A 22,929-nucleotide genomic window follows, 5' to 3' on the forward strand; every position below is an offset into this window, starting at 1 on the left:
GGCAAGCGGTCCCGAGGACGAACTCTAAGCGGCTCAAAACTGAGCAGTAGGCCGTTTCAGTTATTGCGCTGTTATCAAAGAGGCCGCAGGGCAGCGCGTTGTCCCCATAGGTTCTGTTACGCCGGGTAATGTTTGAACCTAGTTCAACTTTTCCGTACCTTCACAAGCGGGTGCGGACCCTCCTGGGGGTGCGGCCGGAAGTCCGTCGCAGCGTGCTCGACGGCTGCGGTACCCTGACGCCATGCGTGCCGTACGCCTTCTGCTTAGCGAGCCGCGCTGATCAGTCCCGACCACCGGGCGAATCGGATGGTCGGAATCGGCGCGGCGTCCCCTCCTGTGCGAGGGGATTTTTCGTTTCCTGGACGACACAGCCGCTGGCACAGACCATCGATGGAGCTTTGAGGATCATGAGCGAGACGAACCCCGCCGCAGCCGCCGCCGTTCCGGCTGAGACGGCGCCGCACCGCTACACGGCCGCCGTGGCGGCCGAGATCGAGGCGCGCTGGCAGGACGTCTGGGACGCCGAGGGGACGTACGCCGCGCCGAACCCGAAGGGCGACCTGGCGGGCGATCCGGAGCTGGTCGCCAAGCCCAAGAAGTTCATCATGGACATGTTCCCGTACCCCTCCGGTGCGGGCCTGCACGTCGGTCACCCGCTGGGCTACATCGCCACCGATGTGTACGCCCGGTTCCAGCGCATGACCGGCCACAACGTCCTGCACACCCTGGGCTTCGACGCCTTCGGCCTGCCCGCCGAGCAGTACGCCGTGCAGACCGGCACGCACCCGCGCGTGTCCACCGAGGCCAACATGGAGAACATGAAGGCCCAGCTGCGCCGGCTGGGCCTGGGCCACGACAAGCGCCGGTCCTTCGCCACGATCGACCCGGACTACTACAAGTGGACCCAGTGGATCTTCCTGCAGATCTTCGGCTCCTGGTACGACGAGGAGGCCGGCAGGGCCCGCCCGATCTCCGAGCTGGTCGCCCGGTTCGAGAGCGGTGAGCGTGCCGTACCGGGCCACACGCGCGCGTGGAGCGAGCTGAGCGAAGCCGAGCGCGCCGACGTCCTGAGCGAGTTCCGCCTGGCCTACGCCTCCGACGCGCCCGTCAACTGGTGCCCCGGCCTGGGCACGGTGCTGGCCAACGAGGAGGTCACCGCCGAGGGCCGCTCCGAGCGCGGCAACTTCCCGGTCTTCAAGGCCAAGCTGCGCCAGTGGAACATGCGGATCACCGCCTACGCGGACCGGCTGCTGGAGGATCTGGAGGAGCTGGACTGGCCCGAGGCCATCAAGCTGCAACAGCGCAACTGGATCGGACGCTCCGAGGGCGCCCGCGTCGACTTCCCGATCGACGGCGAGCGCATCACGGTCTTCACCACCCGCCCGGACACCCTGTTCGGCGCCACCTACATGGTGCTGGCCCCCGAGCACCCGCTGGTCGAGAAGTTCACCCCCGACGCCTGGCCCGAGGGCACCCACGAGGTGTGGACCGGCGGCCACGCCACCCCGGCCGAGGCCGTCGCCGCCTACCGCGTGCAGGCCGCCTCCAAGTCGGACGTCGAGCGGCAGGCCGAGGCCAAGGACAAGACCGGCGTCTTCATCGGCGCGTACGCGACCAACCCGGTCAACGGCGAGCGGGTCCCCGTCTTCATCGCCGACTACGTCCTGATGGGCTACGGCACCGGCGCGATCATGGCCGTCCCGGCGGGCGACCAGCGCGACTTCGAGTTCGCGCGCGCCTTCGAGCTGCCGATCCACTGCGTGGTCGAGCCGACCGACGGCCGCGGCACCGACCCGTCGGCCTGGGAGGGCGCCTTCGCCTCCCACGACGCGAAGCTCATGAACTCCTCCAACGACGAGGTCAGCCTGGACGGCCTGGGCGTCGCCGACGCCAAGGCGCGCATCACCGAGTGGCTGGAGCGCAAGGGCATCGGCGAGGGCACGGTCAACTTCCGCCTGCGCGACTGGCTGTTCAGCCGCCAGCGCTACTGGGGCGAGCCCTTCCCGATCGTCTACGACGAGGACGGCGTCGCCCACGCCCTGCCCGAGTCGATGCTGCCGCTGGAGCTGCCCGAGGTCGAGGACTACGCGCCGCGCACCTTCGACCCGGACGACGCCGACACCCAGCCCGAGACGCCGCTGTCGCGCAACGACGACTGGGTCCACGTCACCCTGGACCTGGGCGACGGGCCGAAGAAGTACCGCCGCGAGACCAACACCATGCCCAACTGGGCCGGTTCCTGCTGGTACGAGCTGCGCTACCTGGACCCGCACAACAGCGAGCGGCTGGTCGACCCGGAGATCGAGCGCTACTGGATGGGCCCGCGCGAGGGCCGGCCGCACGGCGGCGTGGACCTGTACGTCGGCGGCGCCGAGCACGCCGTGCTGCACCTGCTGTACGCGCGCTTCTGGTCGAAGGTCCTGTACGACCTGGGCCACGTCTCCTCGGCGGAGCCGTTCCACAAGCTGTTCAACCAGGGCATGATCCAGGCCTACGTCTACCGCGACAGCCGTGGCATCGCGGTGCCGGCCGCCGAGGTGGAGGAGCGCGACGGCGCCTACTACTACCAGGGCGAGAAGGTCACCCGCCTGCTGGGCAAAATGGGCAAGTCCCTGAAGAACGCGGTCACCCCGGACGAGATCGCCGCCGAGTACGGCGCCGACACGCTGCGCCTGTACGAGATGGCGATGGGCCCCCTGGACGTCTCCCGGCCCTGGGACACGCGCGCGGTGGTGGGCCAGTTCCGTCTGCTGCAGCGGCTGTGGCGCAACATCGTCGACGAGACCACCGGCGAGGTCACCGTCACCGGTGCCGAGCCCGACGAGGAGACGCTGCGCGCCCTGCACAAGGCGATCGACGGCGTCCGCCAGGACCTGGAGGGCATGCGGTTCAACACCGCCATCGCCAAGGTCACCGAGCTGAACAACCACCTGACCAAGGCGGGGGGTGCAGTGCCGCGCTCGGTCGCCGAGCCGCTGGTGCTGATGATCGCGCCGCTGGCCCCGCACATCGCCGAGGAGCTGTGGCGCAGGCTGGGCCACACCGACTCGGTCGTCCACCGGGACTTCCCGGTCGCCGACCCGGCGTACGTCGTGGACGAGACCGTGACCTGCGTCGTCCAGGTCAAGGGCAAGGTCAAGGCCCGCCTGGAGGTCTCCCCGTCGATCTCCGAGGAGGAGCTGGAGAAGGTGGCGCTGGCCGACGACAAGGTCGTCGCGGCACTGGGCGGCGCGGGCATCCGCAAGGTGATCGTGCGGGCGCCGAAGCTGGTGAACATCGTCACGGCGTGACCGGCCGCGTCACGGCGTGACCGACGGCGGGGCGAGACCGCCTCGGGGTCGTCCCCTACGGGCAGGTTCGGGGTTCTCGTGGAACTCCGGGCCTGCCCGTTGCGTTTACCGTTGAAGAGCGGCGCGGTGTGTGCCGCGATGACCGGAGGAGGAGCGTCGTGGAAACAGTCGCCGCAGTCTTCGCCCTGCTCTTCCTGCTCTTCGTGGTGCTCGGCGCCTACGCCACCGTCAAGGTGGTCGGCGCCGCCAGGCGCAGCGTGGACCGCACCCTCACCCAGGCCCGCCGCACCGTCGAGGACCACACGCTGCGGGCCAGGTCCTTCGTCCAGCCGGGCGCGGCGGGCGAACTGGCCCAGCTCCGGCTCACGCTGCGCACGTCGATGCGTGCCACGCAGGAGGCGCTGCGCACGGGCGTGCGCGAGGACGAGTCCCTGAAGGAGTCCCTCGCCCTCTTCGAGCGCCTCAGCGCGCACGGGCACGAACTGGACGGCGAGCTCAGGCGCCTGGAGGCCGAACCGGACCGGGCGACCCTCGCCGAACGGCTCCCCGCGCTGCGCGAGCGGACCCGGCGTGTCACACAGTCGGCCGACTCCCTGCGCTGGGCGGCCCGCGACCGCGCCCACCGCTTCGCCGACGACGACCTGGACACGCTGAGCGCCCAGATCGACGTGGAGGCCGGCGCCCTGCGCCACTGGACCCTGGCCGAGGCTCCGGACGCGCCGCCTCCGTGGCCCGAGCCCCCGGTCGCCGACGCGGCCGGGCAGACCTGGCCGGACCCCCCGGCGCCGTCCCCGGCGAGGGAGCCGTCCCGGCCCGCCCTCACCCCCGCGGAACGCCGCGCGGCGCACCCCTGGCAGAAGAAGACCCGTCCCGAGAGCACGACTTGATCCGGCCACGCGCGCACCCGGTGGAAGGGCCCGGGCTGCCGTCCGGGCACCACGGCAGGTAACCTCCAGCTCATGTCCCGCCATGTCGCGATCGTCACCGATTCAACGGCCTACCTGCCGCCGCGGACGATGGAGCGCCACGGCATCACCGCCGTTCCCCTGACCGTGGTCCTCGGTGACCGGGCGCTCGAAGAGGGCACCGAGATCTCGACCCGCTCCCTGGCCCAGGCGCTGCAGAAGCGGCGCTCCGTCACCACCTCGCGCCCCAGCCCGCAGCTCTTCGCCGAGACCTACCGCCGGGTCGCGGAGTCCGGCGCCACCGACATCGTCTCCCTCCATCTGTCCGCCGAACTCTCCGGCACCCACGACGCCGCGGTGCTCGCGGCGCGCGAGGCGCCGGTGCCGGTGCGGGTGGTGGACACCGGGATGGTCGGGATGGCGCTCGGCTTCTGCGCGCTGGCCGCCGCGGAGGCCGCCGAGGCGGGCGGCACCGCCGACGAGGCGGTCACGGCCGCGGAGAAGCGCGCCGGCAGCACCTCCGCCTACTTCTACGTCGACACGCTCGACTATCTGCGCCGCGGCGGCCGGATCGGTGCCGCGCAGGCCCTGCTCGGTTCCGCGCTCGCCGTGAAGCCCCTGCTCCAACTCCAGGGCGGGCGCATCGAACTGCTGGAGAAGGTGCGCACGGCCTCCAGGGCGATCGCCCGGCTGGAGGAGGTCGCGGCCGAACGGGCGGGCGGCGCCGAAGTCGATGTCGCCGTCCACCATCTCGCCGCCCCGGAACGGGCGTCGGCCCTCGCGGACCGGTTGCGGGCGCGGCTGCCCGGGCTGGCCGAGCTGCATGTCAGCGAGGTCGGCGCGGTGATCGGGGCGCACACGGGGCCGGGGCTGCTGGGGGTCGTGGTGTCGCCTCGCTGACGGGGCGACGGCGTGACAGGGGGACGGCGTGACGGCGAGGGCGTGACGGCGAGGCGGCGGGGCAGCGTGACGGCGGGGCGGCGGGGCGGCGTGACGGGGGACGTCGGTGAGGGCGGGACGTCGGTGACGTTGCGGGGCTGGGGACTGTCACTCGTTCGGGTGGTGGAGTTGTCCACAACCGGGCGGTAGTCCCCAGGAATCGAGCAAGATCATCGCGGCCCGGCCGACCTGCCCGATCCTCGTCGCATGGCACTTCGATCACGCTCACGACGCACAGCGACCGCGACCAGTGGCCCGGGCCGGGGCCCCGCCTCGGACGGCCGGACCAGGCATCGCCGCCCACCCGACTGGCGTGGGGCCCGGCGCCGTCACCGTCGTGCTCCGGGTGGGGCTTCGGGCTCGGGTTGGGTCTCCGGTTCGGGCTCGGGTTCGCGTGCGGCTTCGACTTCGGCTTCGGCGGAGGAACTGCGCCGCCGGGCGGAGGCGCTGTTCGGCGAACGTGCCGGGCGGGTGGGGGAGTCGGGGAGCGGACCGCCGGGGATCTGGGAGCCCTCCGCTGACGCTCCGCAGCACGCGGCTGCTCCGCCGTACCCGGCAGGGGGCGCCCGGGCTGGCGTGCGGCGCAGGCCGTCGTGGGCCGGGGACCCCGAAACGGCCGGTCATGACACGGAGTCGGGGGACGCACGCGAGGGCGGCACCGGCCCCGCGGCAGCGGTGGGCACGGCCTCACCGGCACCGGCACCGGCGCCGGCCCCGGAGTCGGCATCGGCATCGGAATCGGCGCCGGACGCGGCTCGGGCCTGGCGGGAGCGGGCCGGGCTCGCGCTACGGGACCGGATGCCACTGTGGCTGCAGGCACGGTGCGGTCTGGAGCCTAGGAACGTCGTCGCGCTGACGGCGCTGCTCGTCCTCGCCGCGGTCCTGGCCGCGCAGCACTTCTGGACCGGCCGTACCGAGTCGGTGCGGGCGCCCGAGGCCGTGCGGGCGGTGGTGCCCTACGGAGGTCGGGGGGAGAGCGGGCAGGCCGCGTCCGGAACCTCGGCCGCTCCACCGGGCGTCGGCGCATCGCCCGGCCCCGGGATCGTGGTGGACGTCAGCGGCAAGGTCCGCCACCCCGGGATCCGGCGCCTTCCCGCGGGATCCCGGGTCGCCGACGCGCTGCGGGCGGCGGGCGGGGTGCGGCCCGGTGTCGAGACCGACGGCCTGAACCGGGCCCGCTTCCTCGTGGACGGCGAACAGGTCGTCGTCGGTGGCCCGGCCCAGGCGGCGGGCGCACCGGCCGGCTCGGCCGCCGGCGGCGCGGTCGGTCCGGGGGCGGCGGGGGCCCCCGCGACACCGGTCTCCCTCAACACGGCCACGGCGGACCAGTTGGAGACCCTGCCCGGCGTCGGCCCCGTACTGGCCCAGCACATCGTCGACTACCGCACGCGGCACGGCGGCTTCCGCTCGGTCGACCAACTGCGCGAGGTCACAGGCATCGGCGACCGCCGCTTCGCCGACCTGCGCCCCCTGGTCCGGCCATGAACCGGGCCCCCGAAGGTGCGGCGCCTGACCGGCCGCCGTCTCGCGGTCGCACCTCGCCCGGAGGTGCGGCTCCTGACCGGCGGTCGTTTCCTGGCTCCGTCGCCGCCGGAGGTGTGGCGTCCGACCGGCCGCCGTCTCCCCGGCACACCGCGCCTGGAGGTGTGGCGCCCGGCGGGCTGTCTCCCGGTCGCACCGCGCCCGGAGGTGGGGCGTCCGACCGGCTGTCGTCTCCCCGTCACACCGCCCCCGAAGACTCCCCGGGCCGCACCGGGGCCCGCCCGCGCCGGTCCGTGCACGCCGTCGCGGGTGGCCGGCTCGGTGTCGCCCATCCTCGGCAGGAGGGACCGGCGGATCTGCGGCTCGTCCCGCCCGCGCTCGCGGCCTGGGCCACGGCTGCGTCGGCCGTGGACGCCGCGCCTGAGCTGGTAGTGGGCTTCGCGGTCGTCTGCCTCGCTGTCGCGGCCGCACTCCTGGTCGGCCGCCGTCGGCCCCGCGCCCCCGGGCCACGGCCCCTCCGCCCGCCGCGAGGGCTGCTCCGTCCCGCCGGGTCCGCCGGCTCCCCTCGTCCCGCCGGGTCCGCCCTGCCCGCCGGGCCCACCCACCCGGCCCGCCCCGCCGGGTCCGTGTGGGCGCGTGCCTCCGTGGCCGCCGCGCTCCTGGCTGCCGCCGCGTCGGCCGTGTCCGCCGGGTTGCACGGGGCGGATCTGCGCCGGGGGCCGGTGCCGGGGCTGGCGCGGCAGTTCGCCACGGTGACCGCCGAGGTGGAGCTGACCTCGGACCCGCGGCTCACCCGCCCCCGGGTCAGAGGCGATCGTATGGGGGCGCCGGCCGTACTGATCGACGCCGAGGTCCGGCGCGTGGAGCGGGGGGACGGCGCGACGGCCGTGGACACACGGACGCCGGTGCTGATGCTCGTCGACACCCGCTCCCGGCCGGCGGTCTTCTCCCGGGACGCCTCGGCCGGAGTCCGGGGCTCCCGTGGCTCCCGCGGCTCCCCGGACGGGCCGGAGCGCTCGCCCTGGCTCGGGCTGCTGCCGTCCACGCGGCTGAGGGTGACCGCGCGGCTGGCGCCCCCGCTCACGGGCGGCGACCGGATCGCGGCGGTGCTGCGGGTGCGGGGCCGGACGGCGCCCGAGGTCGTGGGCGGCCCGTCCGGCACGCAGCGGCTGGCGGGACGGCTGCGGGCCGGGCTGCGCACGGCGACCGACGGCCTGCCGGCGGACGCGCGGGCGCTGCTGCCGGGGCTGGTCGTCGGGGACACCTCGCGGATCACCCCCGAGCTGGACGAGGCGTTCAAGGAGACGGACCTCACGCACACCCTGGCCGTCTCCGGCAGCAACCTCACGATCCTCCTCGCCCTGCTGCTGGGCCCGCCCGGCCTGGCCCAGCGCGCCGAGCGCCGCGGTGCGGCACCGAGGCTCGGCCTCTCCCTGCGGACGACGGCGCTGCTGGGCGGCGCCCTCACCCTGGGGTTCGTCGTCGTGTGCCGGCCCGACCCGAGCGTGCTGCGGGCCGCGGCCTGCGGAGCCGTGGCGCTGCTCGCCCTGGCGACCGGCCGCCGCAGATCGCTTATCCCGGCGCTGGCGACCGCCGTCCTGCTGCTGGTGCTCTACGACCCGTGGCTGGCCCGCACTTACGGTTTCCTGCTGTCGGTGCTGGCCACCGGCGCCCTGCTCACGCTCGCGCCCCGCTGGAGCGCCGCACTGCGCGGGCGCGGGGTGCCCGCCCGGCCGGCCGAGGCGCTGGCCGCGGCCGCAGCGGCGCAGGCACTGTGCGCGCCGGTCGTGGCCGTGCTGTCGGCGCGGGTGAGCCTGGTGGCGGTGCCGTGCAATCTGCTCGCCGAGGCCGCGGTCGCGCCGGCGACCGTGCTGGGCTTCGCGGCGCTGGCGACGGCGCCGGTGTCGATGCCGGTGGCCAAGGCGCTCGCCTGGTGCGCGAGTTGGCCGACCGGATGGATCGCGGGCGTGGCCCGGACGGGGGCCGGACTGCCCGGCGGGGGAGTGGACTGGCCGGGCAGTTGGGGCGGGGCGCTGCTCCTGGCCCTCGCCACGGGCGCCGTGCTGCTCGTGGGCCGGCGGCTTCTGGGGCACCCCTGGCTGTGCGGTGTCTGCGCGGTGCTGCTGGTGCTGGTGGTGGTGCGGCCGCCCCCGCTGACCAGGGTCGTCACGGGCTGGCCGCCGCCGGGGTGGCGGTTCGCCGTGTGCGACGTGGGCCAGGGGGACGCGACGGTCCTCGCGGCGGGCGAGGGCACCGGCGTCGTCGTGGACGCCGGGCCCGACCCGGCGCTGGCCGACCACTGCCTGCGCGCGCTGGGCATCACGAGAGTCCCGCTGGTCGTGCTGACCCACTTCCACGCCGACCACGTGGCCGGACTGCCGGGGGTGCTGCGGGGGCGCGCGGTGGGCGCGATCGAGACGACTGGGTACGAAGAGCCCGCGGAGCAGGCCGAGTTCGTACGGAGGGAGGCGGCCGAACGGCACATCCCGCTCACCCGCGCCGTCGCCGGGGAGCAGCGGCGCACCGGCGCGCTCTCCTGGCAGGTGCTGTGGCCACCGCCGCCTCCGGCCCCGGAGCCGGACGGGCCCAACGACGCCAGCGTGGCCCTGCTCGTCCGGACCGGCGGTCTGCGGCTGCTGCTGCTCGGAGACCTCGAACCGCCGTCCCAGCAGGCACTGCTGAGATCGCCGGCGGCCGCGCTGCTGACGGCCGTGGACGTCCTCAAGGTCGCCCACCACGGTTCGGCGTACCAGGACCCGGACCTGATACGCGTGGTGGCTCCCCGGCTGGCGATCATCTCCTGCGGCACGGACAACCCGTACGGGCACCCGGCCCCCGGTACCGTCGCCGCCCTGCGGTCGGCGGGTGCCGCGGTGCTGCGGACGGACCGGGACGGTGCGCTGGCCGTGACCGGGACCGGTGCGCGGTTGCGGGTGGCGAGAGACTGACCCCATGAACACCGCTCAGGTCGACGCCTACCTCCGCCGCCTCGGTGCCGAGCGCCCGGCGCGCCCCACCGCCGACGCCCTGCGCCGGCTGCATCTGCGGCATCTGCAGGCCGTGCCCTTCGAGAACCTGTCCGTCCATCTCGGCGAGGAGATCCTGCTGGAGGAGAAGCGGCTGCTGGACAAGGTGGTGGGCGCGCGCCGGGGCGGGTTCTGCTACGAACTGAACGGGGCGTTCGGGGCGTTGCTCACGGCGCTCGGCTTCGAGGTCACGCTGCTCGCCGCGCGGGTGTACGGGGAGGAGGGGCGGCTCGGCATCCCCTACGACCATCTGGCGCTGCGGGTGCGCACGGTGGACGGGGGCGACCGGCTGGCCGACGTGGGGTTCGGGACGCACAGCCACTTCCCGCTGGCGTTCGGGGAGCGGGGCGAACAGGCGGACCCCGGAGGCACGTTCAGGGTCGTGGAGGCGGGGCCCGACGGGGCCGGGAGACGCGGGCCGGGCGCGGCCGGTGCGGGCGGCGCGGACGGCACCCCGGGCGGCTCAGCCGACCTGGACGTCGTCCGGGACCGGAAGCCGCAGTACCGCCTGGAGGTGCGGCCGCGGGTCCTCGGGGACTTCGTGGCCGGGGCCTGGTGGCACAGCACCTCGCCCGCCTCGCACTTCACGCGGTCGCTGGTGTGCTCCCGGCTCACCGAGGGCGGAGGGCGGATCACCCTCGGCGGCCGGACCCTCACCACGACGAGCGGTGACGGGACGCGCGTGGTCCGGGACCTGGACACGGACGAGGAGGTGCTCGCGGTGTACCGCGACCGGTTCGGGCTGGAGCTCGCCACCGTCCCGGCGGTGCGCGGCGGTGCGGACGGCGGCTGAACCGGGCTCGCGGCGGTGCCGGAGAATGGCCGGGTGAGTGATGTGAGACACGTGCTGGTGCTGCCGGACCGCGAAGCCGCCGAGGAGGCCGCACAGGCGTTGGCCGAACGGTTCGGGACCGACGAGGAGCCGAGGATCGTGCGGGACGCCCTCGCCGGGGAGGACGACGCGGAGGACGCGCAGTGGCTCGTACTGCTGCGCGACGACACGGAGCGGCTCGACCCCGCGGAGCTGGACACGTTCGCGGGGGAGTGGGACGGCTGGCGCGAGGAGCCGTAGGACTCCGGCCCCGCCGCCGGGCCCACTGGCCCGCCCGGCCCACGTCCCCCGCGCCGGTGCCGCGCCCTCACTCTGCCCGCGTCCCACCCCGCCGTCGCTCCACCCCGCCCGCGCCGGCGCCGCGCCCTCACTCTGCCGGTGTCCCACCCCACCGGCGCTCCACCCCGCCCAAGCCGGTGCCCCGCCCACGCCAGCGCCCCGCCCCTCATCCCGCCGGCGCTCCACCCCACCCCCACCCGCGCCGCTGCTCCACCGCCGCCCACGTGGACGCCCCGCCCGTGCCTCCGCCCCACCCCCTCCCGCCTCCACCCCCGTTGTCGGTGCCGCGTGCGATGCTTGGGCCGATGGCCAGGAACACTGCGAACGACGACCCGCTTGCCCCGGTGACGCTTGCCGTGGGGCAGGAGGACCTGCTGCTCGACCGTGCCGTGCGGGAGGTGGTGGCCGCCGCCAGGGCCGCCGACGCCGACACGGACGTACGGGACCTGACTCCGGACCAGTTGCAGCCGGGCACGCTCGCCGAGCTGACCAGCCCGTCGCTCTTCGCGGAGCGCAAGGTCGTGGTCGTACGCAACGCGCAGGACCTGTCGGCCGACACGGTCAAGGACGTGAAGGCGTATCTCGGGGCGCCCGCCGAGGAGATCACGCTGGTGCTGCTGCACGCGGGCGGCGCCAAGGGCAAGGGTCTGCTGGACGCGGCACGCAAGGCGGGCGCACGGGAGGTGGCCTGCCCGAAGATGACGAAGCCGGCCGACCGGCTGGCCTTCGTGCGGGCCGAGTTCCGCGGGCTCGGCAGGTCGGCCACGCCGGAGGCGTGCCAGGCGCTGGCCGACGCCATCGGCAGCGATCTGCGGGAGCTGGCGTCGGCGGTGGCGCAACTGGTCGCCGACGTCGAGGGCACGATCGACGAGGCGGTCGTCGGGCGGTACTACACGGGGCGGGCCGAGGCCTCCAGCTTCACCGTCGCCGACCGGGCCGTGGAGGGGCGGGCGGCCGAGGCGCTGGAGGCCCTGCGCTGGTCGCTCGCGACGGGTGTGGCGCCGGTGCTGATCACCAGTGCGCTGGCGCAGGGCGTGCGGGCGATCGGCAAGCTGCTGTCCGCGCGGGGTGGCCGTCCCGCCGACCTGGCGCGGGAGCTGGGGATGCCGCCGTGGAAGATCGACCGGGTGCGGCAGCAGATGCGCGGCTGGACGCCGGACGCGGTGTCCGTCGCGCTGCGATCGGTGGCCGAGGCGGACGCCGGGGTCAAGGGCGGCGGGGACGACCCCGAGTACGCCCTGGAGAAGGCGGTCGTGACCATCGCCCGCGCGGCTCGCTCCCGGGGCCGGGCCTGACCCTGCCCCGCTCGGTGCGAGAGGCGCCCCGCACGCCGAAGACCCTCCCCCGCTCGGTGCGAGAGGGGCCCCGCACGCCGAAGACCCTCCCCCGCTCGGGGGAAGAGGCGCCCCCGCACGCCGAAGACCCCGCCCCCTCCCTGGGGAAAGGGAGGGGCGACGGGGTCTTCGGTTCACGCTGTTCACGCCGTTGAGCCCGTACCCGCGTGGCGAACGCAGGCCGCGTACGAGCTCGGGTGTGCCGGCCGGGAGCGGATGAGAGAGGGCCCGCTCTGGGTCCTGCCGGCGGTCAGATCAAGGAGTGGGTCAGCCCTTGAGGGAAGCGACCTTGGAAGCCAGCGCCGACTTCTTGTTGGCGGCCTGGTTCTTGTGGATGACACCCTTCGAGACGGCCTTGTCGAGCGCACGCGCGGCAGCGCGCTGCAGCTCGGTGGCCTTCGCGGTGTCACCCGCGGCAGCAGCCTCACGGGCCTTGCGGATCGCGGTCTTCAGGGAGGACTTGACGGCCTTGTTGCGCAGCCGGGCCTTCTCGTTGGTCTTGATCCGCTTGATCTGGGACTTGATGTTCGCCACGAATGAGCCTCTACAGATTCAGGCACGCGAGGATGGACCGCGGACGGCCCGCCTCACGCGCCGGTGATTTCTTGAAGACGTGCCCCGTACGACCTCCCGAGGAGGGGCATGAGACACAGCGCATCAGAGTACCAGTGGCCCTCCGAGTGGCCCAAACCGGTCACCGGTCCGCGGCCGTGGGACCATGGAGGCTACGTATCGATCCGACCCGAGACCGCAGACGGACAAGCACACGTATGCGGACGCCTCAAGAATCAGGACCCTGCGTGCCCGCGACCCCTCTCCATGCGCCCGAGCCGAGCCGTACCGACCCGGCTCTGCTCCGCAACTTCTGCATCATCGCGCACATCGACCACGGCAAGTCCACGCTGGCCGACCGGATGCTCCAGCTGACCGGTGTGGTCGAGCAGCGGCAGATGCGCGCTCAGTACCTCGACCGCATGGACATCGAGCGCGAGCGCGGCATCACGATCAAGTCCCAGGCGGTGCGTCTGCCGTGGGCCCCGACCGGCGATCCGGGCAACACGCACATCCTGAACATGATCGACACCCCGGGTCACGTCGACTTCACGTACGAGGTCTCGCGGTCGCTCGCCGCCTGTGAGGGGACCGTCCTCCTCGTCGACGCCGCCCAGGGCATCGAGGCGCAGACCCTCGCCAACCTCTACCTGGCGATGGAGAACGACCTCACGATCATCCCGGTCCTCAACAAGATCGACCTGCCGGCCGCCCAGCCGGAGAAGTTCGCCGAGGAGCTCGCCAACCTCATCGGGTGCGACCCCGGCGACGTGCTGAAGGTCTCCGCCAAGACCGGTCTCGGCGTCGACGCGCTGCTGGACCGGGTCGTCGAGCGGATCCCGGCCCCGGTCGGCGTCGCCGACGCCCCCGCCCGCGCGATGATCTTCGACTCGGTCTACGACTCCTACCGCGGCGTGGTCACCTACGTCCGGGTCGTCGACGGCAAGCTCAACAAGCGCGAGCGGATCCGGATGATGTCCACCGGCGCCACCCACGAGCTGCTGGAGATCGGCACCAACTCGCCGGAGATGCTCCCGGCCGACGGCCTCGGCGTCGGCGAGGTGGGCTACCTCATCACCGGTGTGAAGGACGTCCGCCAGTCCAAGGTCGGTGACACGATCACCAGCCAGGCCAAGGGCGCCCAGGAGCCGCTGGGCGGCTACAAGGACCCCAAGCCGATGGTCTTCTCCGGCCTGTATCCGCTGGACGGCTCCGACTACCCCGAGCTGCGCGAGGCGCTGGACAAGCTCCAGCTCAACGACGCCGCCCTGGTCTACGAGCCGGAGACCTCCGCGGCCCTCGGCTTCGGTTTCCGCGTCGGCTTCCTCGGCCTGCTCCACCTTGACGTGGTCCGCGAGCGGCTGGAGCGCGAGTTCGGGCTCGACCTGATCGCCACCGCGCCCAACGTGGTCTACCGCGTGATCATGGAGGACGACACCGAGCACACCGTGACCAACCCGAGCGAGTTCCCCGAGGGCAAGCTCGCGGAGGTGTACGAGCCGGTCGTGCGGGCCACGATCCTCGCGCCCACCGAGTTCATCGGCGCGATCATGGAGCTGTGCCAGACCCGGCGCGGCACCCTGCTCGGCATGGACTACCTGTCCGAGGACCGCGTCGAGATCCGCTACACGCTCCCGCTCGCGGAGATCGTCTTCGACTTCTTCGACCAGCTGAAGTCCAAGACCCGCGGCTACGCCTCCCTCGACTACGAGCCCACCGGCGAGCAGAACAGCTCCCTGGTCAAGGTGGACATCCTGCTGCACGGCGACAAGGTGGACGCCTTCTCGGCGATCACCCACAAGGACCAGGCGTACGCGTACGGCGTGCGGCTCGTCGCCAAGCTCAAGGAGCTGATCCCGCGGCAGAACTTCGAGGTGCCGGTGCAGGCCGCCATCGGCTCGCGGGTGATCGCCCGCGAGACCATCCGCGCCATCCGCAAGGACGTCCTCGCCAAGTGCTACGGCGGCGACATCTCCCGCAAGCGCAAGCTGCTGGAGAAGCAGAAGGAAGGCAAGAAGCGGATGAAGATGGTGGGTTCCGTGGAGGTTCCGCAGGAGGCCTTCATCGCGGTCCTCTCCAGCGATGACAGCGCGGGGTCGACCAAGGGCAAGAAGTAACCAGGGGTTACCCGCGGTTGCCCCGGCAAACCGGGTGGAAAGGGGGTCCGTCATGCGAAAGCGCGGCGGGCCCCTGTGCGTGCGGGCGGTAGCTCTCTGTAGGAAGTGACAGTCCGCTGCCCCTTACGCGGTGGCCGGTCGCGCTTTACTCTGATCCCTGCTCGATAGTTACTCGCGAGTTAAACAAGGTCGCGAGTCACCCCAGCCGCACTGAGCCAGCCGCACTGCCGCGGGCCCCGGAGGATGTCGTGAGCGACGCACAGACCCTGATCGAGAACCGTCCGCCGACTGTGGCGGCCCTCTTCCTGGAGCGCGTGGCGGCCACGCCGGACGCCGAAGCCTACCGCTATCCGGTGCCCCCCTCCTCGGGTACGGGCCCGGACGACTGGAAGTCGCTGAGCTGGGCGCAGGCCGCCGAGCGGGTCTACTCGATCGCGGCCGGGCTCATCGAGCTGGGTGTGCAGCCCGAGGAGCGGGTCGCTCTCGCCTCCTCCACCCGGATCGAGTGGATCCTGGCCGACCTGGGCATCATGTGCGCCGGCGCGGCCACGTCCACCATCTATCCGCAGACCAACGCCGAGGAGTCGGCGTTCATCCTCTCCGACTCCGAGAGCCGGGTCCTGATCGCGGAGAACGCCGAGCAGCTGGCCAAGGTGCTGGAGAAGCGCGCCGAGCTGCCCGACCTGCACCACGTCGTCGTCGTCGACCCGGCCGGCGTGGAGACGAGCGACTGGGTCCTCACCCTCGCCGAGCTGGAGAGCCGCGGCGCCGCCCACCTGGAGAAGCTCCCCTCGCTCATCAAGGAGCGGGTCGGCGCGATCACCCGGGAGCAGCTCGCCACGCTCATCTACACCTCCGGCACCACCGGCCGCCCCAAGGGTGTCCGCCTGCCGCACGACAACTGGTCGTACATGGCGAAGGCGATCGCCGCGACCGGGCTGGTCGGCGGTGACGACGTGCAGTACCTGTGGCTGCCGCTGGCGCACGTCTTCGGCAAGGTCCTCACCTCCGGCCAGATCGAGGTCGGGCACGTCACCGCCGTCGACGGCCGTGTGGACAAGATCATCGAGAATCTGCCGGTGGTGCAGCCGACGTACATGGCGGCCGTCCCGCGCATCTTCGAGAAGGTCTACAACGGCGTCGCCGCCAAGGCGCGCGGGGGCGGCGCGGCCAAGTACAAGATCTTCCAGTGGGCGTCCGAGGTGGCCCGCGAGTACGCCAAGGTCTCGCAGGACAACTTCCAGCGCACCGGCACCCACGCCGTGCCGTTCGGCCTGGCCTCCAAGCACAAGGTGGCCGACCGCCTCGTGTTCGCCAAGATCCGCGAGGCCTTCGGCGGCAACCTGCGGGCCTGTGTGTCGGGCAGCGCCGCCCTCGCGCCGGAGATCGGCTACTTCTTCGCCGGCGCCGGCATCCACATCCTGGAGGGCTACGGCCTGACCGAGTCCTCCGCCGCCTCCTTCGTCAACCCCGGCGAGGCCTACCGCACCGGCACCGTCGGCAAGCCGCTGCCCGGCACGGAGGTGCGCATCGCCGACGACGGCGAGATCCTGCTGCGCGGCCCCGGGATCATGCAGGGCTACCACAAGCTGCCCGAGAAGACCTCCGAGGTCCTGGAGACGGACGGCTGGTTCCACACCGGGGACATCGGCGAGCTGTCCGCGGACGGCTACCTGCGCATCACCGACCGCAAGAAGGACCTCATCAAGACCTCCGGCGGCAAGTACATCGCGCCGGCCGAGGTCGAGGGCCAGTTCAAGGCGGTGTGCCCGTACGTCTCCAACATCCTGGTGCACGGCGCCGACCGGAACTTCTGCACCGCGCTCATCGCCCTCGACGAGGTCTCCCTGATGGAGTGGGCGAAGGAGAACGGCCTCGCGGGCAAGTCGTACGCGGAGGTCGTCGCCGCGCCCGCCACGGTCGAGATGGTCGACGGCTACGTGAAGCAGCTCAACGAGGGCCTGCAGCGCTGGCAGACCATCAAGAAGTTCCGCCTCCTGCCGCGCGACCTCGACGTCGAGCACGGCGAGATCACGCCGAGCCTGAAGCTGAAGCGGCCGGTCGTGGAGCGCGAGTACAAGCACCTGATCGACGAGATGTACGCGGGCACCCGCGAGGCCTGAGCTGCCGTACGGCGGGAGCGGAGTCCCTGTGGGGCCCGCCCCCGCGGGCCCTAGTGGCCCCGCTCCCGCCGGATCGAGTCCACCAGCCGGTGCAGTTCGCGGACCTGCCGGTGTGCCTCCGGCACGTCCGGCGGGTCGGCGGCCAGCAGCGCGTCCACCGCGGCCAGCCGGGCGGCCACCGCGGCGCAGTGCGCCTGCTCCTGCGTCAGCATCCGTTCCAGCTGCCGGTTCTTGCGGTGCAGGTCGAGGAAGACGGAGACCTTGGCGCGCAGCACCCACGGGTCGAAGGGCTTGCGCAGGTAGTCGGCGGCCCCCGTGGCGTACCCGCGGAAGGTGAAGCCGGGGTTGTCCTCCGCGGCGGTCAGGAAGACGACCGGGACGTCCTTGGCCCCCTCCAGCCGCCTGATGCCCGCGGCCGTCTCGAAACCGTCCATGCCCGGCATGTGCACATCCAGCAGGACCACGGCGAACCGCCGCCGCGCCAGCGCCGCCAGTGCCTCCTCGCCCGAACGCGCCCGGACCAGAGGCTGGTCGAGGGGTTTGAGGACCGCCTCCAGGGCGGTCAGGTTGTCCTCCATGTCGTCCACGAGGAGGATGCCGGCCGTGTCGTCGGCCGTGCCCTCGGCGGTCATGCTGACGATGCCTCATTCGTTCGTGGTCGTGGTGAGCGGGCGGCGCGCCGCGAGTGCTCGGACTTCGGCCGGAATCCGTCCCTCTTCGAGCAGGCGCGTGGCACTGTTCTCACTCAAGGCGGCCCAGTTCGGTAACTCGGCGCTTATGGGTGCAGCCAGTCTGTCACTCTGTCCGCATCGACCGAGGCGTATTCGTCCGAACTTCTCGGGGAGTTGCCGATGGGGGTCATTCCCACGCAGCGGGAGACCGTCGCCCGTGCCTCCGAGGTGCCCACGCACCCGGGCGTCGAGGTGCTCACGCACCTCGACGCGGGCGGGCGCGCACAGGCGCGGGCGACCCTGCCCGGCGGCCCCCTCGCGCCCGGCTCCGCCCGCGCCCTGGTGCGCACGGCGCTGGCCGAGTGGGCGGAACACGGCCACGCCGTCGCCGCCCGGCTGACCGAGGACGCCCTGGTCGTCGTCAGTGAGCTGGTCACCAACGCCGTCGTGCACGCCGGCACCGACGTGGAGCTGGCCTGCCAACTGGAGCCGGACAGCGGCGCGTTCGTCGTCCAGGTGTCCGACCACCACCCCTCGCGCGCCCCTCGCGACACTTCCGCGGACCCGGCGCACCAGGCCCCGGAGTACGGCCGCGGCCTGCGCCTGGTCGCGGCGCTCTCCGAGGAGTGGGGCATCACCTACCGGACCGGTGCCAAGACGGTGTGGGCGCGGCTGCCCGCCGAGGGCGGCCCCGCGGACGACACGGGGGACGAGGGCGAGGAGGGCGAGGAGTACGCCGGGCAGCGCCACCTCGGCGTGGCCCAGGTCCTCGCCCCCGAGTCGCGGCGCGCCGAGTGGGACCGGGAGTGGCTCGGGCGCGGCGCCCTGTCCTTCCTCGCCGAGGCCTCCGACCTGCTCGCCGGGCAGCTCGACGAGGACCTGGTCGCCGCGCTCACCGGGCAGCTGATCGTGCCGCGCCTGGCCGACTGGTGCGCGGTGTGGCTGGAGGACGAGGCGACCGCCCGCGGCGGCTGGGTCGACGGGACCGGTGCGGCGGGGCCGCGGCTCGCCCGCGTCTGGCACGGCAGCGAGAACCGCATCGAGGAGCTGCGCCGGGCCCTGGAGAAGGACCCGCCGCGCGCGCTCGACGGCGTACGGTCCGGCCCCGCTCCCTACCCCTGGCCCGGGGAGGCCCTCGGCCCGGCAGGCGCCCACGGCTCCGCGCTCGCCTACCGCCTGATCGCGGGCGGCCGCCCGCTCGGCACGCTGGTCATCGGACGGGCCGGGCTGCAGCGCTTCCCCGACGAGATCACCGGGCTGGTCGAGGACCTCGGCCGCCGGGTCGCGCTCGCCGTCGGCGCGGCCCGGCAGTACGCCCGCCAGGCCACCATCAGCGCCGTCCTGCAGCGCGGACTGCTGCCCGGCGCGGTCGCGCAGATCCCCGGGGTGCGCAGCGCCCTGGTCTACGAGCCGTGCGACAAGGGCGGCCCGAGCGGCGACTTCTACGACCTCTTCCCGGCCGGGGACGGCCGCTGGTGCTTCGCCGTCGGCGACGTCCAGGGCAAGGGCCCCGAGGCAGCCGTGGTCATCGGGCTGGCCCGGCCCTGGCTGCGGCTGCTGGCCCGGGAGGGCTACGGCGTCGCCGACGTCCTGGACCGCCTCAACCAGCTGCTGCTCGACGACGCCACCGAGGCCGCGGACGCCGCCGCCCGGGTCCTGGTGGCCGCGGGCGGCCGCACCCCCGCCCCCGGCGACGGCCCGCAGACCCGCTTCCTGTCCCTTCTCTACGGCGAGCTCGCCCCCTTCGAGGGCGGCGTCCGCTGCACCCTCGCCTGCGCCGGGCACCCGCTGCCGCTGCTCCTCGGGCGCGAGGGCGACGTCCGTACGGTCGCCCGCCCCCAGACCCTGCTCGGCGTCGTCGAGGACGAGACGTACACCAGCGAGACCTGCGAGCTGGAGCCCGGCGACACCCTGCTGTGCGTCACCGACGGGGTGACCGAGCGGCGCTCCGGCTCCCGTCAGTTCGACGACGGCGACGGACTCGCCACGGCCCTCGCCGGGTGCGCCGGGCTGGACGCGGAGCTGGTCGCCGAGCGCATCCGGCGGCTGGTGCACGAGTTCGGGGCCGGGCCCCCGGAGGACGACCTGGCGCTGATGGTGCTCCAGGCGGAGTGAGCGGCCGAGGGCGGGCGCCCGGGGGCAGGGGCCTGGCGTGTGCGGCCGAGGGCGGGCTCCCCGTCGGAACCCGGCGGGGAGCGAACGTCCCGGAGCGGACGCCCGGGGTGTACGGCCGAGGGCAGGGGGCCTGGCGTGTGCGGCCGAGGGCGGGCGCCCGGCCGGGCCCCGGCGGGGAGTGAGCGCCTCGGAGCGGGCGCCCGGCCCGGGCCCCGGCGCCGGTGCTGGACAATGGAGGACATGCCTTCCGCACTTCCCGACGGCGAGCCCGTCCCCGAGGACGGCGCGCTGCCCGCGCGGGCGCTCGCCGGAGCCGCCGAGCGGCCCCTCGGGTTCTACCTGCACGTGCCCTACTGCGCGACCCGCTGCGGCTACTGCGACTTCAACACCTACACCGCCACCGAGCTGCGCGGCACCGGCGGCGTGCTCGCCTCCCGGGACAACTACGCCGGGACGCTGACCGACGAGATCCGCCTGGCCCGCAAGGTCCTCGGCGACGATCCGCGCGAGGTCCGCACCGTATTCGTCGGCGGCGGCACGCCCACCCTGCTGGCCGCGGAAGACCTGGTGCGGATGCTGCGTGCGATCCGCGACGAGTTCGGCCTCGCGCCCGACGCCGAGGTGACGACGGAGGCCAACCCCGAGTCGGTCGGCCCGGAGTATCTGGCGGCCCTGCGGGAGGGCGGCTTCAACCGGATCTCCTTCGGTATGCAGAGCGCCCGGCAGCACGTGCTGAAGGTCCTCGACCGCACGCACACCCCGGGCCGCCCCGAGGAGTGCGTCGCCCAGGCCCGCGCGGCGGGCTTCGAGCACGTCAACCTCGACCTGATCTACGGCACCCCCGGCGAGTCGGACGACGACTGGCGGGCCTCCCTGGACGCGGCCCTGGGCGCCGGCCCCGACCACGTCTCGGCGTACGCCCTGATCGTCGAGGAGGGCACGCAGCTCGCCCGCCGGATCCGCCGCGGCGAGATCCCGGCGACCGACGACGACGTGCACGCCGACCGCTACCTGATCGCGGAGGAGACCCTCTCCGCGGCGGGCTTCGCGTGGTACGAGGTCTCCAACTGGGCCACCTCCGAGGCGGCCCGCTGCCTGCACAACGAGCTGTACTGGCGGGGCGCCGACTGGTGGGGCGCGGGCCCCGGCGCGCACAGCCACGTGGGCGGCGTGCGCTGGTGGAACGTCAAGCACCCGGGCGCCTACGCCGCCGCCCTCGCCGGGGGCCGCTCCCCGGGCGCCGGCCGCGAGCTCCTCACGGACGAGGACCGCCGGGTGGAGCGGATCCTGCTGGAGCTGCGGCTGCGCGAGGGCGTACCGCTGTCCCTGCTGCGGGAGGCGGGACGCGCGGCCTCCCGCCGCGCGCTGTCCGACGGTCTGCTGGAGCGGGGGCCGTACGAGGCGGGACGCGCCGTGCTCACCCTGCGGGGCCGGCTGCTGGCCGACGCGGTGGTGCGGGACCTGGTGGACTGAGGGGCCGGCCCCCGCGGCCGCGGCTTCGCGGGCCTCGGGGAACGGTCACGTGCCTCAGGGCACCGTCACGTGGTCGATGAGACGCTCGACACATCCCAGCAGATCCGGCTCCAGGTCCCGGTACGAGCCGACCCGGGAGAGGATCCGCTGCCAGGCGGCGCCCGTGTTCTCCGGCCAGCCGAGTGCGCGGCACACGCCCGTCTTCCAGTCCTGCCCGTGCGGGACCCGGGGCCAGGCGTCGATGCCCACGGACGACGGCTTCACGGCCTCCCAGACGTCGATGTACGGATGGCCCACGACCAGCGCGTGCTCGTCGGTCACCGCCTCGGCGATGCGCCACTCCTTGCTGCCCGGCACCAGGTGGTCCACCAGGACGCCCAGGCGGGCGTCGGGGCCGGGTGCGAAGTCCGCCACGATCGACGGCAGGTCGTCCACGCCCTCCAGGTACTCGACGACCACGCCCTCGACGCGCAGGTCGTCGCCCCACACCTTCTCGACCAGCTCGGCGTCGTGCCGCCCCTCCACGTAGATCCGCCCGGCGCGGGCCACCCGCGCGCGGGCGCCGGGCACGGCGACCGAACCGGACGCCGTACGGGTGGGCCGCACCGGCCCCGACGCCGGCTTCGCCAGCGTCACCACGCGGCCCTCCAGCAGGAAGCCGCCAGGCTGGAGCGGGAAGACCCGGTGCTTGCCGAAGCGGTCCTCCAGCGTCACCGTGCCGGCCTCGCAGCCGACCACGGCCCCGCAGAAACCCGTACCCGGCTCCTCCACCACCAGACCCGGCTCCGCCGGCACCTCCGGCACGGGCCGGGACTTCTTCCACGGCGGGGTCAGGTCGGCGGAGTACTGGCGCATTCGAATGACGATAGGGAGAACGCCGCGGGCGATCAGCGCGACACGCCGAAACGCCGCGCCAGGGCGTCACGCTGCGCCCGGACGAACGCCGCGTCCACCACCGCGCCGTGACCGGGCACGTACAGCGCGTCCTCGCCCCCCAGGTCCAGCAGCCGGTCCAGGGCGGCCGGCCACCGCGATGGCACGGCGTCGGTACCGGCCTGCGGCTCCCCGGACTCCTCGACCAGGTCGCCGCAGAAGACCACATCCGGGTCGCCCGGCACCACGACGGCGAGGTCGTGCCGGGTGTGCCCCGGGCCGACGTCGTGCAGCAGCACCTCCCGGCCGCCCTTCAGCTCGACGACGGCCGTGCCCCGGACCTCCTCCCGGGGACGGACCAGGGTGTCCGCCGCCACCTCGGCGGCCCCGGCCTCCAGCCCGTTGCGCACCGCGTCCGCGCACAGCTCCGCGCCTCCGTCCTCGAACACCGCACGGGAGCCGCCTGCGGCGAAGACGTGCGCGCCCGCGAACACGGCCGCGCCGAAGACGTGGTCGAAGTGCGGATGTGTGAGTGCGAGAAACCGCACACGGCCGCCGGCCAGCCGCTCCGCCTCCCGGCGCAGCCGGACCCCCTCCGCCAGGCTCGACCCGGCGTCGACCATCAGCGCGCCGTCCTCGCCGAGGACCAGGCCCACGGTGCAGTCCCACACCGGAAGGCGGCAGCGGCCTACCCCGTCCGCCAGCCGCTCCCACCCCAGCTCTTCCCAAGTCACCGTCATACGGCGACGCTAGCCGTGACGGCCGTCCGGGCCCAGCCGTGACGGCGGTCGCGGCACGACCTCGCAGGCCGTCGCCGGACCGGCCTTGCCGCGGGCGTACCCCACAGCCGTACACTGGGCCGGGTAAAGCTGGCACTCGTATGCGTCGAGTGCCAGGCAAGGAGCCACGGGACGACTT

The 22,929-nt window shown here is 73.7% G+C and carries 16 protein-coding genes; 12 read left to right on the forward strand and 4 right to left on the reverse strand.

The genetic code is table 11. The features are described 5' to 3' along the window. Nucleotides 1–407 precede the first annotated feature (407 nt). The 8 genes from leuS to holA all read left to right on the forward strand — a co-directional run bounded on the left by leuS (nt 408) and on the right by holA (nt 12,048). Nucleotides 408–3,290, forward strand: a complete 2,883-nt coding sequence (leuS, locus tag ACIQ9G_RS01960) for a leucine--tRNA ligase (RefSeq protein WP_403604820.1) — start codon at nt 408–410, stop codon at nt 3,288–3,290. 158 nt (nt 3,291–3,448) lie between these two features. Then, nucleotides 3,449–4,177 (forward strand): hypothetical protein, encoded by a 729-nt coding sequence (locus ACIQ9G_RS01965; protein WP_403604823.1) that lies wholly within the window; start codon nt 3,449–3,451, stop codon nt 4,175–4,177. A 72-nt stretch (nt 4,178–4,249) separates the two neighbouring features. Next, nucleotides 4,250–5,095 carry a DegV family protein gene (locus ACIQ9G_RS01970; protein WP_403604826.1) on the forward strand — a complete coding sequence of 282 codons (846 nt, stop codon included), beginning with the start codon at nt 4,250–4,252 and terminating at the stop codon, nt 5,093–5,095. A gap of 837 nt (nt 5,096–5,932) precedes the next feature. Next, a complete protein-coding gene (locus tag ACIQ9G_RS01975) occupies nt 5,933–6,619 on the forward strand; it encodes a helix-hairpin-helix domain-containing protein (protein WP_403604829.1) in 687 nt (228 codons plus the stop codon). 290 nt (nt 6,620–6,909) lie between these two features. Then, nucleotides 6,910–9,564 carry a ComEC/Rec2 family competence protein gene (locus ACIQ9G_RS01980; RefSeq protein ID WP_403604832.1) on the forward strand — a complete coding sequence of 885 codons (2,655 nt, stop codon included), beginning with the start codon at nt 6,910–6,912 and terminating at the stop codon, nt 9,562–9,564. A 4-nt stretch (nt 9,565–9,568) separates the two neighbouring features. Then, nucleotides 9,569–10,435, forward strand: a complete 867-nt coding sequence (locus ACIQ9G_RS01985; RefSeq protein WP_403604835.1) for an arylamine N-acetyltransferase — start codon at nt 9,569–9,571, stop codon at nt 10,433–10,435. 33 nt (nt 10,436–10,468) lie between these two features. Then, nucleotides 10,469–10,714, forward strand: a complete 246-nt coding sequence (locus tag ACIQ9G_RS01990; protein ID WP_403604838.1) for a hypothetical protein — start codon at nt 10,469–10,471, stop codon at nt 10,712–10,714. Between the two features lie 344 nt (nt 10,715–11,058). Next, nucleotides 11,059–12,048: a DNA polymerase III subunit delta gene (holA, locus tag ACIQ9G_RS01995; protein WP_403604841.1), complete on the forward strand. Its 990-nt coding sequence runs from the start codon at nt 11,059–11,061 to the stop codon at nt 12,046–12,048. 306 nt (nt 12,049–12,354) lie between these two features. Here holA and rpsT read toward each other — a convergent pair whose 3' ends face one another. Further along, nucleotides 12,355–12,621: a 30S ribosomal protein S20 gene (rpsT, locus tag ACIQ9G_RS02000; RefSeq protein WP_356180869.1), complete on the reverse strand. Its 267-nt coding sequence runs from the start codon at nt 12,619–12,621 to the stop codon at nt 12,355–12,357. Between the two features lie 266 nt (nt 12,622–12,887). On the opposite strand from rpsT, the gene lepA reads away from it, so the two are divergent. Further along, nucleotides 12,888–14,756 carry a translation elongation factor 4 gene (gene lepA / locus ACIQ9G_RS02005; protein WP_403604845.1) on the forward strand — a complete coding sequence of 623 codons (1,869 nt, stop codon included), beginning with the start codon at nt 12,888–12,890 and terminating at the stop codon, nt 14,754–14,756. 248 nt (nt 14,757–15,004) lie between these two features. Then, nucleotides 15,005–16,879 (forward strand): AMP-dependent synthetase/ligase, encoded by a 1,875-nt coding sequence (locus ACIQ9G_RS02010; RefSeq protein WP_403604848.1) that lies wholly within the window; start codon nt 15,005–15,007, stop codon nt 16,877–16,879. A 50-nt stretch (nt 16,880–16,929) separates the two neighbouring features. Here the strand turns inward: ACIQ9G_RS02010 and ACIQ9G_RS02015 are convergent, their stop codons facing one another. Further along, the gene (locus tag ACIQ9G_RS02015) at nt 16,930–17,511 is read right to left on the reverse strand and encodes a two-component system response regulator (RefSeq protein ID WP_403604851.1); all 582 of its coding nucleotides are present in this window, start codon (nt 17,509–17,511) and stop codon (nt 16,930–16,932) included. A gap of 219 nt (nt 17,512–17,730) precedes the next feature. On the opposite strand from ACIQ9G_RS02015, the gene ACIQ9G_RS02020 reads away from it, so the two are divergent. Further along, nucleotides 17,731–19,665, forward strand: coding sequence for a SpoIIE family protein phosphatase (locus ACIQ9G_RS02020; protein WP_403604854.1), 1,935 nt, complete (start codon nt 17,731–17,733; stop codon nt 19,663–19,665). A gap of 240 nt (nt 19,666–19,905) precedes the next feature. Further along, a complete protein-coding gene (hemW, locus tag ACIQ9G_RS02025; RefSeq protein ID WP_403604857.1) occupies nt 19,906–21,138 on the forward strand; it encodes a radical SAM family heme chaperone HemW in 1,233 nt (410 codons plus the stop codon). A 54-nt stretch (nt 21,139–21,192) separates the two neighbouring features. Here the strand turns inward: hemW and ACIQ9G_RS02030 are convergent, their stop codons facing one another. Together ACIQ9G_RS02030 and ACIQ9G_RS02035 are read right to left on the reverse strand one after the other, a co-directional pair. Then, nucleotides 21,193–21,993 carry a DUF3097 domain-containing protein gene (locus tag ACIQ9G_RS02030; protein WP_403604860.1) on the reverse strand — a complete coding sequence of 267 codons (801 nt, stop codon included), beginning with the start codon at nt 21,991–21,993 and terminating at the stop codon, nt 21,193–21,195. A gap of 32 nt (nt 21,994–22,025) precedes the next feature. Beyond that, the gene (locus ACIQ9G_RS02035) at nt 22,026–22,751 is read right to left on the reverse strand and encodes an MBL fold metallo-hydrolase (protein WP_403604863.1); all 726 of its coding nucleotides are present in this window, start codon (nt 22,749–22,751) and stop codon (nt 22,026–22,028) included. Nucleotides 22,752–22,929 lie beyond the last annotated feature (178 nt).

Origin of the sequence: Streptomyces sp. NPDC096152 (assembly GCF_044763235.1) — a bacterium.
Classification (GTDB): domain Bacteria; phylum Actinomycetota; class Actinomycetes; order Streptomycetales; family Streptomycetaceae; genus Streptomyces.

Coding starts and splice junctions, on each gene's coding strand:
- leuS (WP_403604820.1), top strand. CDS start 408: ATGAGCGAGACGAACCCCGCCGCAGCCGCCGCCGTTCCGGCTGAGACG.
- ACIQ9G_RS01970 (WP_403604826.1), top strand. CDS start 4,250: ATGTCCCGCCATGTCGCGATCGTCACCGATTCAACGGCCTACCTGCCG.
- ACIQ9G_RS01975 (WP_403604829.1), top strand. CDS start 5,933: ATGCCACTGTGGCTGCAGGCACGGTGCGGTCTGGAGCCTAGGAACGTC.
- ACIQ9G_RS01985 (WP_403604835.1), top strand. CDS start 9,569: ATGAACACCGCTCAGGTCGACGCCTACCTCCGCCGCCTCGGTGCCGAG.
- holA (WP_403604841.1), top strand. CDS start 11,059: ATGGCCAGGAACACTGCGAACGACGACCCGCTTGCCCCGGTGACGCTT.
- ACIQ9G_RS02015 (WP_403604851.1), bottom strand. CDS start 17,511: ATGACCGCCGAGGGCACGGCCGACGACACGGCCGGCATCCTCCTCGTG.
- ACIQ9G_RS02020 (WP_403604854.1), top strand. CDS start 17,731: ATGGGGGTCATTCCCACGCAGCGGGAGACCGTCGCCCGTGCCTCCGAG.
- hemW (WP_403604857.1), top strand. CDS start 19,906: ATGCCTTCCGCACTTCCCGACGGCGAGCCCGTCCCCGAGGACGGCGCG.
- ACIQ9G_RS02030 (WP_403604860.1), bottom strand. CDS start 21,993: ATGCGCCAGTACTCCGCCGACCTGACCCCGCCGTGGAAGAAGTCCCGG.
- ACIQ9G_RS02035 (WP_403604863.1), bottom strand. CDS start 22,751: ATGACGGTGACTTGGGAAGAGCTGGGGTGGGAGCGGCTGGCGGACGGG.